Origin of the sequence: Mesorhizobium sp. M0136 (assembly GCF_040322515.1) — a bacterium.
GTDB lineage: Bacteria > Pseudomonadota > Alphaproteobacteria > Rhizobiales > Rhizobiaceae > Mesorhizobium.
Genome location: NZ_JAMYTP010000001.1, coordinates 353,077 through 367,815 on the forward strand (window position 1 = coordinate 353,077; position 14,739 = coordinate 367,815).

The window sequence follows — 14,739 nt, forward strand, 5'->3', positions numbered from 1 at the left end:
CAACATCGAAATACAGGGGCTTTCGGCATGACGCATTCCGACCACCATCATCACGCCCATGGCAGCTGTTGCTCGGCAAAAGGCGCCACCTCTGCTGCGGACGCCGTCGTCCGCGATCCGGTCTGCGGCATGACCGTAGATCCGGCTGCCGGCAAGCCGACCGCCGAGCATGACGGCCATCGCTATCATTTCTGCAGCGAAAGCTGCCGCTCGAAATTCATCGCCGAGCCGGAAAAATACCTGACGGCCAACGATCCCGTCTGCGGCATGAGCGTCGACCGCGCCACGGCCAGGTACTTTTTGCGGCACGAGGGCCAGGGTTTTTATTTCTGCTCCGCCGCTTGCCAGGCGAAGTTCGAGGCCGAGCCGGCAAAGTATCTCGGCGACAGGCCGGCGCCGCAGGCGATGCCCAAGGGTACGCAATACACCTGCCCGATGCACCCGGAGATCATCCGCGACAAGCCCGGCTCCTGCCCGATCTGCGGCATGGCGCTGGAGCCGATAGGGGTGCCTAACGGCGACGAGGGTCCGAACCCGGAACTGGTCGACTTCACCAGGCGCTTCTGGGTGAGCGCAGTGCTGTCCGTGCCGTTGCTGGTCATCGCCATGGCACCGATGCTCGGCCTGACGTTCCAGGCCTTCATCGACGACCGCGCGAAGGTCTGGCTGGAACTGGCGCTGGCCAGCCCGGTGGTGCTGTGGGCGGCATTCCCGTTCTTCCACCGCGGCTGGGATTCGATCCTCAACCGCAGCCCCAATATGTGGACGCTGATTTCGCTCGGCGTCGGCGCCGCCTATCTCTACAGCATCGTCGCCACACTGTTTCCGGGCCTCTTTCCACACCAGTTCCGCGGCCATGACGGCACCGTGCCGGTCTATTTCGAGGCGGCGGCGGTAATCGTCGCGCTGGTGTTCCTCGGCCAGGTGCTGGAATTGCGCGCCCGCGAGAAAACCGGCTCGGCGATCCGGGCGCTGCTCGACCTGGCGCCGACGACGGCGCGGCTGATCGGCGCGGACGGTTCCGAAAACGACGTGCCGCTCGATACGGTCAAGGCCGGCGACCGCCTGCGCATCCGCCCAGGTGACGCCGTGCCGGTCGACGGCATCGTGCTCGAAGGGCGCTCTTCCATCGACGAATCGATGATCACGGGCGAGCCGCTGCCGGTCGAAAAGACCGAGGGCGACAACCTCACCGGCGGCACGCTCAACAAGAACGGCTCGCTGGTCATGCGCGCCGATAAGATCGGCGCCGAGACGACGCTGGCACGCATCGTCGAGTTGGTCGCCAAGGCGCAGCGTTCACGCGCACCGATCCAGGGGCTGGCCGACCGCGTCTCGTTCTACTTCGTCCCGGCCGTCGTGCTGGTCGCGATCATTGCGTTCGTCGCCTGGGCGATCATCGGACCGCAACCCAGCCTGGTCTTTGCCATCGTCGCGGCAGTCTCGGTGCTGATCATTGCCTGTCCGTGTGCGCTCGGCCTTGCCACGCCCATGTCGATCATGACCGCCACCGGACGCGGCGCGCATGCCGGCGTGCTGATCAAGGAAGCGGCGGCGCTCGAACGCTTTGCCTCGGTCGATACGCTGATCGTCGACAAGACGGGAACGCTGACCGAAGGCCGGCCGCGACTGACCGACGTCGTCGCCGTCGAGGGTATGGCACAGGACGAGCTGCTGGCGCTCGCCGCCGGGCTGGAAAAAGGCTCGGAGCATCCGCTGGCCGAGGCTATCGTCGACGGCGCCCACGAACGCGACGTGAAGGTCCCCGACGCGAGCGGTTTCGAGGCCGTCACCGGCAAGGGCGTTTCCGGCACGGTCTCGGGACAGAAAGTGGCGCTCGGCAATGCCGCGATGATGGCCGATCTCGGCATCGAGACGGCTTCGGTCCTGGCCAGCGCCGAGGCGCTGCAGGCCGACGGCAAGACCGCGATGTTCGTCGCTGTCGCAGGCAAGCTCGCCGGCCTCGTTGCCGTCGCCGATCCGATCAAGGCGACCACCGCCGAGGCGATCAGGGCCCTGCATGACAGCGGGCTGAAGATCGTCATGGCGACCGGCGACAATGAGCGCACCGCCAAGGCCATCGCCGCCAAGCTCGGCATCGACGCGGTGCGTGCCGGGCTTTTGCCCGAACAGAAGAACGCGCTGGTCGAGGAATTGCGTGCCGGCGGTGCGGGCGTCGCCATGGCCGGCGATGGCGTCAACGATGCGCCCGCACTTGCCGCCGCCGATGTCGGCATCGCGATGGGCACAGGCGCCGATGTTGCGGTCGAAAGCGCGGGAATAACGCTGGTCAAGGGCGATCTCAACGGCATCGTCAGGGCCAGGACGCTGGCCCGCGCGACGATCCGCAACATCCGCCAGAACCTGTTTTTCGCTTTCCTCTACAATGTGCTTGGCGTGCCGGTCGCTGCCGGCGTGCTCTATCCGCTCACCGGCACGCTGTTGTCGCCGATGCTCGCGGCGGCGGCGATGAGCCTGTCTTCGGTTTCGGTCATCGCCAACGCATTGCGGCTCAGGACGTTGAAACTCTGAGTAAAACTTCCAGATAGACCCTGTTCAAAAAGGAGACGATGAATGACCTTGGCCAAGAAGATCGTGCTGCTGATGATGGCGGCGGGAATGCTGCTTGCTGTTTTCCTCGAAAGCGTTCCGGCACAAGCCGAGGAGATGAAGCACGACATGGGCGCAATGGGCGCGCAGAGCCCCTCGACCGAGGGCTACAAGGCGGCGATGGACAAGATGCATACCGACATGATGGCAATCGAATATTCCGGCAATGCCGATGTCGATTTCGCCCGCGGCATGATCCCGCATCACCAGGCGGCCATCGATATGGCCAAGATCGAGCTCGCCAATGGCAAGGATCCGGAAATCCGCAAGCTGGCGGAAGCAGTGATCGCCGCGCAGCAAGCCGAGATCAAGCAGATGCAGGACTGGCTCGCCGCCCATCCGGTGAAGTAGGCGTCACGCTGTCGGGGAATCCGGGCGAGAGGCTTCACCTGGATTTCTGCTTCACCTGGATTTCCCTTGGCGGCTATGGTGCTATCCGGGCCTCGGACTGGAGCATGCCATGGCATCGACGATAAGAACGACCACCCTGCCCTGCGGCGAAGCCGTGCCGGTGCTCGGCCAGGGCACCTGGAAGATGGGCGAGGACGGCCGCCGCCGCGCCGACGAGGCCAATGCCCTGAAGCTCGGGCTGGATCTCGGCATGACGCTGATCGACACCGCCGAAATGTATGCCAGCGGCGGTGCCGAGCAGGTGGTGGCGGAGGCCATCGCCGGGCACCGCGACGAGGTTTTCCTGGTCTCCAAAGTGCTGCCGTCCAATGCCTCGCGCGCCGGCGTGAAACGGGCCTGCGAGAACAGGCTGAGGCATCTCGCCACCGACCGCATCGATCTCTATCTCTTGCATTGGCCGGGCAGCGTTCCTTTGATGGAAACGGTAGAGGCGTTCGAAGCGTTGAAGGCGGCCGGCAAGATCCGCCATTGGGGCGTCAGCAATTTCGATACCGATGAGATGGAAGAGCTGGTTCGGTTGCCGGCCGGCGGCAACGTCCAGATCAATCAGGTGCTCTACAATCTGTCGCAGCGCGGCGTCGAGTTCGACCTCGCCCCGTGGAGCCGGCAACGCGGCATGCCGCTGATGGCCTATTCGCCGGTCGATCAGGGGGTATTGGCGCGCAACGCCAGGTTAGATGCCATCGCCGCCCGCCACGGTGCGACGCCGGCGCAGATCGCACTTGCATGGGTGATGGCGCAGGAGGGCGTGATCGCCATTCCGAAGGCCAGCCGCCCGGAGCATGTCCGGCAGAATGTCGCGGCGTTGGACATCGAGCTCACGAGCGAAGATTTCGCCGAAATCGACCGCGCCTTCCCACCGCCGAGGCGGAAGTCGGGCTTGGCGATGATTTGAGGGTGAAGCTGCCAATCTCCCCCTCGTGGGTCCCTCGAGGGGGAGATTGGCGGTTTCGCCGACGCCGCTCCGATTGCAGAAGCCCTACTTCGCCAGCATCCCCTTCAATCTGTACAGCGCCTCCAGCGCCTCCCTTGGCGTCATCTCGTCGGGATTGATCTCCGCTAGCGCCAAACCCAGCCCATCACTCTTCGCCGGCTTCGACGCTTCCCGCTGCGCCGCCACCGAAAACAGCGGCAGGTCGTCGACCAGACGGTTGGCCTTGCCCGAGACCTCGCCGGCTTCGAGCTGGTGCAGCACTTCCTTGGCCCGGCCGACGACGGCTTCCGGCAGGCCGGCCAGCCGCGCCACCTGGACGCCGTAGGAACGGTCGGCCGCACCCTTGCCGACCTCGTGCAGGAAAACCACGTCGCCTTCCCATTCCTTGACCCGCATGGTGACGTTGTGGAGCCGTGCAAGTTTCCCGGCCAGCGCCGTCATTTCGTGGAAATGCGTGGCGAAGATCGCCCGGCAGCGGTTCTTCTCGTGCAGATATTCGACCGCCGCCCAGGCAATCGACAGGCCGTCGAAAGTGGCGGTGCCGCGGCCGATCTCGTCGAGGATGACCAGTGCGCGCTCGCCTGCCTGGTTGAGGATCGCCGCCGTCTCGACCATCTCGACCATGAAAGTCGAGCGGCCGCGCGCCAGGTCGTCGGAGGCGCCGACCCGCGAAAACAACCGATCGACGACGCCGATATGGGCTGATGCCGCGGGCACGAAAGAGCCGGTCTGGGCAAGGATGGCAATCAGCGCGTTTTGCCTGAGGAAGGTCGACTTGCCGCCCATATTGGGGCCGGTCAGCAGCCAGATCGCGCCGGTCTTGGCATCGCCTTGCGGCGACAGATCGCAATCATTGGCGACGAACGGGCCTTCGCCGGAACGTCGCAGCGCCTGTTCGACCACCGGGTGGCGTCCGCCCGAAATCTCGAAGGCAAGGCTCGCATCGACCAACGGCCGGCACCAGGCCTCGCTCTCGGAAAGCAAGGCAAGTGCGGCCGAAACGTCGAGCACGGCGAGCGCTTCGGCGCCGGCACGGATCCTGTCGGCGTGGCCGACCACTTGCGCCGTCAGCGCCTCGAAAGCGGCAAGCTCGATCGCCAGCGCCCGGTCGGCCGCATTGGCGATCTTGGTTTCCAGCTCGGCGAGTTCGGTGGTGGTGAAGCGCATGGCGTTGGCCATGGTCTGGCGATGGATGAAGCGCGCCCTGGCGCCGTCGCTGCCGGTCATCAGCGCATGATGATTGGCGGTGACTTCGATATAATAGCCCAGCACATTGTTGTGCCTGATCTTCAGCGAGCGGATGCCGGTCTCGTCGATCAGCGAGCGCTCCAGCCCGGCGATCACTTTTCGCGACTCGTCGCGCAACGCCCGCATCTCGTCGAGTTCGGCGTGGTAGCCGCCGCGGACGAAGCCGCCGTCGCGCTTGAGCAACGGCAGCTCGTCGCTCAGCGCCTGCGCCAGATGCGCCGCCAGTTCATTGGGCAGCGTCTTGATAGCTCCCAACGCCGCGGCCAGTTCGCCCGGCAAGGCGATTTGGCCGAACAGTTCGGCGATGGCGCCGGCCGCTTCGAAACCGGCGCGCAGCGCGCCGAGGTCGCGCGGGCCGCCGCGGTTGAGCGCCAGCCTGGACAGCGCGCGCGGCATGTCGGCAACGCTTTTCAGGCTTGCCCGCACCGCCTGGCAAAGGCGCGTCTCGGAGCGGAAGAACGACACCGAGTCCAGCCTTGCAGCGATTGCCGCCGGATCGGTCAGCGGCGCCATCAGCCGGTCGGCGAGCAGCCTTGCACCGCCGCCGGTCACCGTGCGGTCGATCGCCTTGAACAGCGATCCGTCGCGGCTGCCGGACAGCGTGTGCAGCAGTTCCAGGTTGGCGCGCGTCGCCGGGTCGATGAACAGCGTCGAGCCCTGCTCCTCGCGCTCCGGTCGCGACAGCGGCGGCCGCTCGGCTTTCTGCGTCTTTTCGACATAGGCGATGACGCCAGAGATCGCCGACAGCTCGGCGCGCGAAAACGAGCCGAAACTGTCGGGGGTCGCCACCTCGAAGAAGCGGGCGATGCGGCCGGCGGCCGAAGCCGAATCGAACAGCGACGGCGGCTGCGGGCTGGCGACGCGGCCGAGCACGTCGAAGACCGGTTTCAGCTCCGGGTCGTAAAACACCGGCTCGGCGACGATCAGCTCGCGCGGGTCGACGCGGAAGACATCGGCGAGCAGCCGGTCGGCGGTGGTCTCGGCGACGCGGAAGACACCGGTCGAGATCTCGATCCAAGCCAAGGCAAAGGAATGCTCGACCCCGCCCTTGACCCGTCCCAGCGCCATCAGAAAACTCGATTCCGACGGCGCCAGCAATTTGTCTTCGGTGATGGTGCCGGGCGTTACCAGCCGCACCACGTCGCGGCGCACCACCGATTTGCCGCCGCGCTTCCTGGCCTCCGCCGGATCCTCGATCTGCTCGCAGACGGCGACGCGGAACCCCTGGCCGATCAGCTTCTGCAGATAATCGTCGGCGGCATGCACCGGCACGCCGCACATCGGGATGTCGAGCCCCTGGTGCTTGCCGCGCTTGGTCAGCACGATGCCGAGCGCCCGGCTTGCTTTCTCGGCGTCGTCGAAGAACAGCTCGTAGAAATCGCCCATGCGGTAGAACAGCAGCGAATCCGGGTTCGCCGCCTTGATCTCGATATACTGCTCCATCATCGGCGTCGCCGGCGCGAAGGCCGGCGTGGCATTGTCGCTTCGAATGGGCGTCTCGTCGTTCAAGAAGCTGCTTCCAAAATTTTCCAGGCCATGCTTGGCGGTTTACAGCGGCGAAGTGTAGCCTTAATCCCGAACCTTCCACAAAAGAAAGCATGCGCACCCATCTCAAGCGGTGCCGTACGGGCGAGGAACCGAAAGCATTATGGCCAAGAAATCCGAAAGCAACGGGCCCTCCGTCAGCGCCCAGGAGGCATTGGAATTCCATGCCATGGGACGTCCGGGCAAGCTGGAGATCGTCGCAACAAAACCGATGGCGACGCAGCGCGATCTCAGCCTCGCCTATTCGCCGGGCGTTGCCGTGCCGGTTCTCGCCATCGCCGAGGATCCGAGCCGCGCCTTCGACTATACGGTTCGCGGCAACATGGTCGCCGTCATCTCCAACGGTACCGCCATCCTTGGCCTCGGCAATCTCGGCGCGCTTGCTTCGAAGCCAGTGATGGAAGGCAAGGCGGTGCTGTTCAAGCGCTTCGCCGACGTCGATTCCATCGATCTCGAGGTCGACACCGAGGATGCCGACGAATTCATCAACTGCGTGCGTTTTCTCGGCCCCTCCTTCGGCGGCATCAACCTTGAGGACATCAAAGCGCCGGAGTGTTTCATCATCGAGCAGCGGCTGCGCGAGCTGATGGACATACCGGTCTTCCATGACGACCAGCACGGCACCGCCATCATTTCGGCCGCCGGCCTGATCAATGCGCTGGAAATCACCGGCCGCGACATGAAGACCACGAAAATGGTCTGCAACGGCGCCGGCGCTGCCGGCATCGCCTGCATCGAACTGATGAAGGCGATGGGCTTTGCGCCAGAAAATATCATCCTATGCGACACCAAGGGCGTGGTCTTCCAGGGTCGCACCGAAGGCATGAACCAGTGGAAATCGGCGCACGCCGTGAAAACCGGTGCGCGCTCGCTGGCCGAAGCGCTGGACGGCGCCGACGTGTTCCTCGGCCTCTCGGCCAAGGGCACGCTGACCACCAGGATGGTGCAGTCGATGGCCAAGAACCCGATCATCTTCGCCATGGCCAATCCCGACCCCGAGATCACGCCGGAGGAGGTCGCCGAGATCCGCACCGACGCCATCATGGCGACGGGGCGGTCCGACTATCCCAACCAGGTCAACAACGTGCTTGGCTTCCCCTACATCTTCCGCGGCGCGCTCGATGTGCGGGCAACCACCATCAACGACGACATGAAGATCGCCGCGGCCAAAGCGCTCGCCGAACTGGCGCGCCAGGACGTGCCCGACGACGTCGCCGCCGCCTATCAGGGCATGCGGCCGAAATTTGGTCCAAACTACATCATCCCGGTGCCGTTCGATCCGCGCCTGATCTCGGCGATCCCGATCGCGGTCGCCAAGGCGGCGATGGACTCCGGCGTCGCCCGCAAGCCGATCCTCGATCTGGACCGCTACGCGCAGGAGCTTTCCGCCCGCCGCGACCCGATCGCATCGACGCTGCAGCGCATCTACGACCGGGTGCGCCGCCAGCCCAAGCGCATCGTCTTTGCCGAGGGCGAGGAGGAGCAGGTGATGCGCGCCGCCGTCTCCTATGTGAACCAGCGGCTCGGCACCGCCATCCTGCTCGGCCGCGACGACATCATCAAGGAAAACGCGCGCAACGCCGGCATCGACCTCGGCAAGCAAGGCATCGAGATCATCAATGCGCGGCTGTCGCGGCGCAACTCGGTCTACGCCGACTATCTCTACGAGCGCATGCAGCGCAAAGGCTTCCTGTTCCGCGACTGCCAGCGGCTGATCAACAACGACCGCAACCATTTCGCCGCCTGCATGGTGGCGCTGGGCGATGCCGACGGCATCGTCACCGGCGTCACCCGCAACTATTCGACGGCCCTCGATGACATCCGCCGCGTCATCGACGCAAGGCCCGGGCACTGCGTTATCGGCGTGTCGATCGTGCTGGCGCGGGGCCGCACCGTCCTCGTTGCCGACACCGCCGTGCACGACATGCCGAATGCTGAACAGATCGCCGACATCGCCGAGGAGGCCGCCGGCTTTGCCCGCCGCATGGGCTACGAGCCGAGGCTCGCCATGCTCGCTTATTCGACCTTCGGCCATCCGCAGGGCGAGCGCTCCGAGCGCGTCCAGGAAGCGGTGCGCATCCTCGACAAGCGCCGCGTCGATTTCGAGTATGACGGCGAAATGGCCGCCGACGTGGCGCTCAACGCCCGCGCCATGGCGCAATATCCGTTCATCCGCCTCACCGGTCCGGCCAATGTGCTGATCATGCCGGCTTTCCACTCGGCCTCGATCTCGACCAAGATGCTGCAGGAGCTCGGCGGCTCGACCGTCATCGGCCCGCTGCTGGTCGGCCTGAACAAGCCGGTTCAGATCGTCTCGCTCAATGCCAAGGACTCAGACATCGTCAATATGGCGGCGATCGCGGCGTATAGCGCGGGAGCTTGAGGAGCGCGTAGCGGCTACAACAACCCCGCCTGCTCGGCCTCTCGGCGCAAATTCTGCCTTGGCCTTGGGCCGATCTGCTGGATGACCAGTCCGGCGGCCAGCGAGCCGAGATCGCCGCAATCCTTGAGGCTGCGGCCTTGCGTATAGCCGTAGAGGAAGCCGGCGGCGTAGAGGTCGCCGGCGCCGGTGGTGTCGACCAGCTCGCGGATCCTGGTCGCCTCGATGGTGACGGTCTCGTCGCCGCGCACGATCACCGAGCCCTTTTCCGAGCGGGTGACGGCGGCGATCTTGCAGTCCTTGCGGATCTGCGCCAGCGCCTCGTCGAAGGACGATGTCTGGTAGAGCGACTTGATCTCGTGGCTGTTGGCAAAGACGATGTCGACGGTGCCGGAGCGCATCAGATCGAGGAACTCGTCGCGGTAGCGGTCGACGCAGAACGAGTCCGACAGGGTCATCGACACTTCGCGCCCGGCGGCGTGGGCGAGTTTCGCCGTCTGCCGGATCGCTTCCTTGGCGCGCGGCGGGTCCCACAGATAGCCCTCGAAATAGGTGACGGCGGCGCCCGACGCCTTGTCGGCCTCGACGTCCTCCGGGCCGAGCTCGACGCAAGCGCCGAGATAGGTGTTCATCGAGCGCTCGCCGTCCGGCGTGACGAAGATCATCGAGCGCGCCGTCGGCGGTTCGCCGTTGAGCGGCTTTGTGTCGAAGGCGACGCCCTGGGCATGGATGTCATGCGCGTAGATTTCGCCGAGCGCGTCGTTGGAGACCTTGCCGAAGAAGGCGGCGCGGCCGCCGAAGGAGGCAATGCCCGCCGCCGTGTTGCCGGCGCTGCCGCCCGAGGCTTCGATGGCCGGGCCCATGCGGCTGTAGAGCAGTTCGGCGCGCCTTGTGTCGATCAAATTCATCGCGCCCTTGATGATGCCGTTGGTCTCCAGGAACGCCTCGTCGCACTGGGCGATGATGTCGACGATGGCATTTCCGATACAAAGCACGTCATAGTCCGGCATCAATTCATGTCTCCGACAAAAGCCACCGGCTTTCTGCCACGCCGGGCGCGGGCGGGTCTAGCGGTTTGATGCGGCTTTGCCTAGCGGCGATCCGACGAATGTCAGCATAGCGACCATCGTTGGATGGCGGCCGAAGCATTTCCCGCGTGCCTGGCTTACAAGCATCGCTGAGATGAGCGATGCCCAGAGGTTCCAGCCGGCCATGTCCATGAAAACCGACACGAGGATCGAACTGCTGCTGCTCGTCGTATTGGCGCTGCTGTGGGGCGCATCCTACAGCTTCATCAAGATCGGCGTCGCGACGATCCCGCCGGTAACGCTGATCGCCGCGCGAACCCTGGTCGCGGGTGGCATCCTGTTCGCCCTGATCCGCTGGCGCGGGCTGGCCTTGCCGGGTGATGCCGCAAGCTGGCGCCGGTTTGCATTCCAGGCATGCCTGAACAGCGTCGTGCCGTTCACGCTGATCGCTTGGGCCGAGCGCTCGCTGGATGCCGGGCTGGCCACGATCCTGAATGCGACCTCGCCGATCTTCACCTTCTTGCTGACCGCCCTCATCACCCGCCATGAACCGGCAACCATGCGCAAGCTGTTCGGTGTCGCGGCGGGAATCGCCGGAATATGCCTCGTTGTCGGCGCCCCGGCGCTAGGCGGCCTCGGACAGCAATTATTGCCGCAACTTGCCGTGGTCGCAGCGACGATCTGCTACGCCGGCGCCGCCGTTTTCGGCCGCGGCTTCAGGGGGCTCGACCCGATGGTGCCGGCCGCCGGTTCCATGCTCTGCGGCGCCGCGATGCTGATCCCGTTGAGCCTTGCGTTCGACCGGCCATGGACCCTGGCGCCATCGACAACTTCGGTCCTTGCGCTGCTCGGGCTTTCGGTGTTTTCGACCGCGCTGGCCTTCTCGATCTATTTCCGCCTCCTCCATACGCTGGGCTCCGTCGGCACCACCTCGCAAGCCTATCTGCGGGTGCCGATCGGCGTTGCTATCGGAGCCGTGTTCCTTGGCGAAAGCCTTGGTCCGAGCGCGTGGTGGGGAATGGCCCTGGTCGTCGTCGGCGTGGCGGCGATGACCATTCCCCAGGCGAAGGTCGCGCGCTAGGAAGCCACGCTTGCGACTCGGGCGGTCTCCGCCTATTCGGAGATATCAGCCACGGGCATGTTTGACATGGAATTGGAAACGCCGTGATCCTCGACGCCGCCCGCGCCGCCTTGAGCCGGCTGTTCTCGCCCGAATTCCGTTCCGTGTTCGTGAAGACGCTGGGGCTGACCTTGCTGGCGCTGGCGGCGCTGTGGTTCGGGATAAAGAGCCTGTTCGAATGGCTGGCCTGGCCGTGGATCGATGCATGGCTGCCCGCCCTTCCCTCCTGGGCCGGATGGCTGGGCGCCTTCGTCGCCGGCGTCGGCCTTGCGCTGGGGCTGGCGCTTTTTATCGCGCCGGTGACGGCGATCATCGCCGGCCTGTTCCTTGACGACGTCGCCGAAGTGGTCGAGCGCACCGACTATCCCAACGATCCGCCCGGCCGCGCCGTGCCGGCGCTGCGCTCGCTGGTGCTGGCGATCAGGTTCTTCGGCGTCGTCATCCTCGGCAACATCATCGCTCTGCTGCTTCTGCTGGTGCCGGGCATCAACATCGCCGCCTTTTTCATCGTTAACGGTTATCTGCTCGGGCGCGAGTTCTTCGAGTTCGCCACCATGCGCTTTCGCCCGGAGGCCGAGGCCAGGGCGCTGCGCAGAAAGCATGCGGTCACCGTATTCCTGGCCGGGCTGGTCGTCGCCGCTTTCCTGGCCGTGCCGCTGCTCAATCTTTTGACGCCGCTGTTCGCCGCCGCCATGATGGTGCATCTGCACAAGGCGATCTCGGCGCGGGAAGGGAGCTAGCGCAGCAGGAAACCCCTGCCCAGTTCATCATCGTCCTCGACGATGAATTCGGCACGTCCTGAGTAATAGGCGCGGCCGCCGACGCGGGCGATGATGGCATCATGCGGCCCGGCTGTGGCCGTGCGTGCGACCGCGCCGGAAAAGCGCGAGCCGGCGATGCTCTCGAACAGCCGCGTCCGGCCAATCTCGATTTGCCCCTTGGCATGCATTGCCGCCAGCCGCGCGGTGACGCCCGAGCCGGTCGGCGAACGGTCGACCTCGGCTTCGGCGAAAACGCAGATGTTTTTGGTCGGCGTATCGGAGAACGCATCCTGGCCGTCGGTCAGGATGGTGCCGTAGAGAAAGGCGAGATCGGCATGGTCGGGATGCGACAGCGGCAATTCGGCCTTGAGCTTATTGGTCAACGCGGTCGCTGCATCGACGAAATCGCGCACCCGGTTCCTGCCGAATTCCAGCCCGAACTGGCGGCAGTCGGCGAGCGCATAGAAGGCGCCGCCATAGGCGATGTCAAAGCCGACCGGACCATAGCCCGGCAGCTCGATCCGGCGGTCGCGGGCGAACAGAAACGCCGGCACGCTTTCGAAGGACACCGCACCGGCCTTGCCATCCCTCACCTCGACTGCAGCCGAGATCAGCCCGCACGGCGCCTCGATGTTTACGGTCGTCAACGGCTCGCGTGGCGCCACCAGCCGCTCGTCGACGGCGTAGCGGCCGAGCGCGACGATGGCGTGGCCGCACATCGTCGAATAGCCCTCATTGTGCATGAACAGCACCGCGAGGTCGGCGCCCGGCAGGTCGGGCTCCACCAGCAGCGCGCCATACATGTCGTAATGGCCGCGCGGCTCGAACATCAGGACCTTTCTGAGATGATCGAGATGGTCGCGCACATAGGCACGCTTTTCGAGGATCGTGCCCTTGGGGATGTCGGGGTAGCCGCCGGTGACGATCCGCAGCGGCTCGCCGCCGGTGTGCATGTCGACGACGGTGAGGGTCATTCGCCGGGCCCGACCTAGGCTGAAGATTTGGCAAACAGCGCCTGCAGCTTGCCGAACGGCATGGCGGCGCGGGTGAAGCCGAAGGTGCCATCCTGCTGGATCTCGCGCGCCGCGGTCTCCAGCATGCCGAAGGCGAAATTGGTGAGCCATGGACCGAGCGAGACCCGCTTTACCCCCGCCGTGGCCAGGTCGGCGATGGTGAAGCCGGGCCTGGCCATGACGTTGACCGGCTTGGTCAGCGCCGAGCAGACGGTTCGAACCATCTCGATGTCGCCCAGCCCCGGTGCATAGAGCACGTCGGCGCCGGCCTTCTCGAAGGCCTGCAGCCGCTTGATCGTATCGTCAAGATCGGGCTTGCCCCACAGGAAATTCTCGGCCCGCGCGGTGAAGACGAAATCGCGTTTCAGTGCCCGTGCCGCTTCTGCAGCCGCCGCGACGCGCTCGACGGCATGCGCAAAATCATAGATCGGCTTGTCGGGCTCGCCAGTATGGTCCTCGATCGAGCAGCCGGCGAGGCCAGCCGCCTCGGCGGCGAAGATGGTCTCGCCGGCACTTGTTGCGCTGTCGCCCTTGCCCTTTTCGAGATCGGCCGAAACTGGCAGCCCGGTCGCCGCCGACACTTCACGGCAATGATGGATCATCGCCTCGAACGTCACCGCACCATCGGGCAGGCCGCGCGAAAAGGCAAAGCCGGCGCTGGTCGTGGCCAGCGCCTTGAAGCCGAACGAAGCCAAGAGCTTGGTCGTCCCGACGTCCCAGGAATTGGCCATGACGAAGATCGAGGCATGCAGGTCGCGAAAAATCTTACCTTTGTCCATGGATGCTCCCCTCCAGTACAGAATGTGAGGCAAATTCTAGCCCGGCGGAAGGCGCCGGGCAAACAAATGCGGTTGGCTCAGAAGCGTTTGGCGTTGTCATCTGCCAATCGGTCCAGCGCATCGGAATCCTTGACGTAGCGCGAAGCATTTTTGTTCCAATGATAGGTGACGGAAATGTCGCGCGAAGACGCCTCTGGCGGCGGCTGGCCGTCGCAGCTTTCTTCTCCCGGTAGCGTCGCGTCGGTCACTGTGACCTTGATGGCTGCATAAGGCTGGCCGTCGGCGATCACCTGGAACGCCGCAGTCTGTGTCCTCCTATGAGTGCAGAGGTTTTCGTCGAACGTGTAGATCATGTCGATCAGCTCGAACCTGTCGTTGCGGACCATGATCAGCGGCGTGATCCCATAGCCCTGGCTCGAATTGAAATGCATGCTCATGCTGATGATAGCGTCGTCACCAGGCCCGATTGCCAGCTTGCCCGGATCGCGAAGATAGGTGATGCGGTCGACGGCGACATTGACCGCGTCGAGCAGCGCCGGCTTGCCGGTGATGTCGTAGAGTGCCAGCACGGCATAGCCCTCGGCACTGTCAGGCGAGTCGCCAAGGTCGAACAGCATGGCTAGCCGCTCCTTGCCGCCGGCCTTGATGCCGAGCACGCCGGCGTTGGAAAGACCCGACGTCGCCGGCGGGGAGCCGCCGTAGTCCGGACCAGCGATGTGGCGCATCTCGATCGGCGTCGAACCCCGGAAAAAGCCGTCCTTGTCCGCGGCCAGATCGGGAATGACCATCCTGGCGAGGTCGAGATAGGTGACATCGCCGTGGCCGGGGACAGCGCTGCCGAGCTCCGGGAAACTGACGGCCTCGGCGCTGGCCGTCGTCCAAAGACAAGGCAGCAGCAGGCAGGCAAGGA

Annotated in this window: 11 protein-coding genes; 6 read left to right on the forward strand and 5 right to left on the reverse strand. The window is 65.1% G+C overall.

Going from position 1 to position 14,739, the window contains the following annotated elements; translation table 11 throughout:
• Positions 1 to 27: 27 nt before the first annotated feature.
• The 3 genes from NKJ35_RS01695 to NKJ35_RS01705 all read left to right on the forward strand — a co-directional run bounded on the left by NKJ35_RS01695 (position 28) and on the right by NKJ35_RS01705 (position 3,916).
• The gene (locus tag NKJ35_RS01695) at positions 28 to 2,532 is read left to right on the forward strand and encodes a heavy metal translocating P-type ATPase (protein WP_352644522.1); all 2,505 of its coding nucleotides are present in this window, start codon (positions 28 to 30) and stop codon (positions 2,530 to 2,532) included.
• A gap of 42 nt (positions 2,533 to 2,574) precedes the next feature.
• Positions 2,575 to 2,961: a CopM family metallochaperone gene (gene copM, locus NKJ35_RS01700; protein WP_352455040.1), complete on the forward strand. Its 387-nt coding sequence runs from the start codon at positions 2,575 to 2,577 to the stop codon at positions 2,959 to 2,961.
• A 109-nt stretch (positions 2,962 to 3,070) separates the two neighbouring features.
• Entirely contained in the window at positions 3,071 to 3,916 is an 846-nt protein-coding gene (locus NKJ35_RS01705) for an aldo/keto reductase (RefSeq protein WP_352644524.1), read from the forward strand.
• Between the two features lie 84 nt (positions 3,917 to 4,000).
• On the opposite strand, the gene mutS is transcribed toward NKJ35_RS01705, so the two are convergent.
• Entirely contained in the window at positions 4,001 to 6,649 is a 2,649-nt protein-coding gene (mutS, locus tag NKJ35_RS01710) for a DNA mismatch repair protein MutS (protein WP_352476081.1), read from the reverse strand.
• Positions 6,650 to 6,851: 202 nt separating this feature from the next.
• On the opposite strand from mutS, the gene NKJ35_RS01715 reads away from it, so the two are divergent.
• A complete protein-coding gene (locus NKJ35_RS01715; protein ID WP_352476062.1) occupies positions 6,852 to 9,131 on the forward strand; it encodes an NADP-dependent malic enzyme in 2,280 nt (759 codons plus the stop codon).
• Between the two features lie 14 nt (positions 9,132 to 9,145).
• On the opposite strand, the gene NKJ35_RS01720 is transcribed toward NKJ35_RS01715, so the two are convergent.
• Positions 9,146 to 10,138 (reverse strand): adenosine kinase, encoded by a 993-nt coding sequence (locus NKJ35_RS01720; RefSeq protein WP_352644526.1) that lies wholly within the window; start codon positions 10,136 to 10,138, stop codon positions 9,146 to 9,148.
• A 208-nt stretch (positions 10,139 to 10,346) separates the two neighbouring features.
• Between NKJ35_RS01720 and NKJ35_RS01725 the strand changes: the two genes are divergently transcribed.
• Both NKJ35_RS01725 and NKJ35_RS01730 read left to right on the forward strand, forming a co-directional pair.
• Positions 10,347 to 11,237 (forward strand): DMT family transporter, encoded by an 891-nt coding sequence (locus NKJ35_RS01725; RefSeq protein ID WP_502899816.1) that lies wholly within the window; start codon positions 10,347 to 10,349, stop codon positions 11,235 to 11,237.
• A gap of 83 nt (positions 11,238 to 11,320) precedes the next feature.
• Positions 11,321 to 12,016 carry a sulfate transporter family protein gene (locus NKJ35_RS01730; protein WP_352644530.1) on the forward strand — a complete coding sequence of 232 codons (696 nt, stop codon included), beginning with the start codon at positions 11,321 to 11,323 and terminating at the stop codon, positions 12,014 to 12,016.
• On the opposite strand, the gene NKJ35_RS01735 is transcribed toward NKJ35_RS01730, so the two are convergent.
• The 3 genes from NKJ35_RS01735 to NKJ35_RS01745 form a co-directional block, all read right to left on the reverse strand.
• On the reverse strand, positions 12,013 to 13,011 hold the full coding sequence (locus tag NKJ35_RS01735; RefSeq protein WP_352644531.1) for a proline racemase family protein: 999 nt from the start codon (positions 13,009 to 13,011) through the stop codon (positions 12,013 to 12,015). The two genes, NKJ35_RS01730 and NKJ35_RS01735, sit on opposite strands and share 4 nt — an antisense overlap.
• Before the next feature lie 14 nt (positions 13,012 to 13,025).
• Positions 13,026 to 13,829, reverse strand: a complete 804-nt coding sequence (locus NKJ35_RS01740; RefSeq protein WP_352506934.1) for an isocitrate lyase/PEP mutase family protein — start codon at positions 13,827 to 13,829, stop codon at positions 13,026 to 13,028.
• A 77-nt stretch (positions 13,830 to 13,906) separates the two neighbouring features.
• Entirely contained in the window at positions 13,907 to 14,617 is a 711-nt protein-coding gene (locus tag NKJ35_RS01745; protein ID WP_352644532.1) for a hypothetical protein, read from the reverse strand.
• Positions 14,618 to 14,739 lie beyond the last annotated feature (122 nt).

Excerpts from the sequence above, each read along its gene's own strand:
- NKJ35_RS01745 (WP_352644532.1), bottom strand. The coding sequence starts at position 14,617 with ATGGTCATTCCCGATCTGGCCGCGGACAAGGACGGCTTTTTCCGGGGT.
- NKJ35_RS01740 (WP_352506934.1), bottom strand. The coding sequence starts at position 13,829 with ATGGACAAAGGTAAGATTTTTCGCGACCTGCATGCCTCGATCTTCGTC.
- NKJ35_RS01695 (WP_352644522.1), top strand. The coding sequence starts at position 28 with ATGACGCATTCCGACCACCATCATCACGCCCATGGCAGCTGTTGCTCG.
- NKJ35_RS01735 (WP_352644531.1), bottom strand. The coding sequence starts at position 13,011 with ATGACCCTCACCGTCGTCGACATGCACACCGGCGGCGAGCCGCTGCGG.
- mutS (WP_352476081.1), bottom strand. The coding sequence starts at position 6,649 with ATGATGGAGCAGTATATCGAGATCAAGGCGGCGAACCCGGATTCGCTG.
- NKJ35_RS01725 (WP_502899816.1), top strand. The coding sequence starts at position 10,347 with ATGAAAACCGACACGAGGATCGAACTGCTGCTGCTCGTCGTATTGGCG.
- NKJ35_RS01705 (WP_352644524.1), top strand. The coding sequence starts at position 3,071 with ATGGCATCGACGATAAGAACGACCACCCTGCCCTGCGGCGAAGCCGTG.
- NKJ35_RS01720 (WP_352644526.1), bottom strand. The coding sequence starts at position 10,138 with ATGCCGGACTATGACGTGCTTTGTATCGGAAATGCCATCGTCGACATC.
- copM (WP_352455040.1), top strand. The coding sequence starts at position 2,575 with ATGACCTTGGCCAAGAAGATCGTGCTGCTGATGATGGCGGCGGGAATG.
- NKJ35_RS01715 (WP_352476062.1), top strand. The coding sequence starts at position 6,852 with ATGGCCAAGAAATCCGAAAGCAACGGGCCCTCCGTCAGCGCCCAGGAG.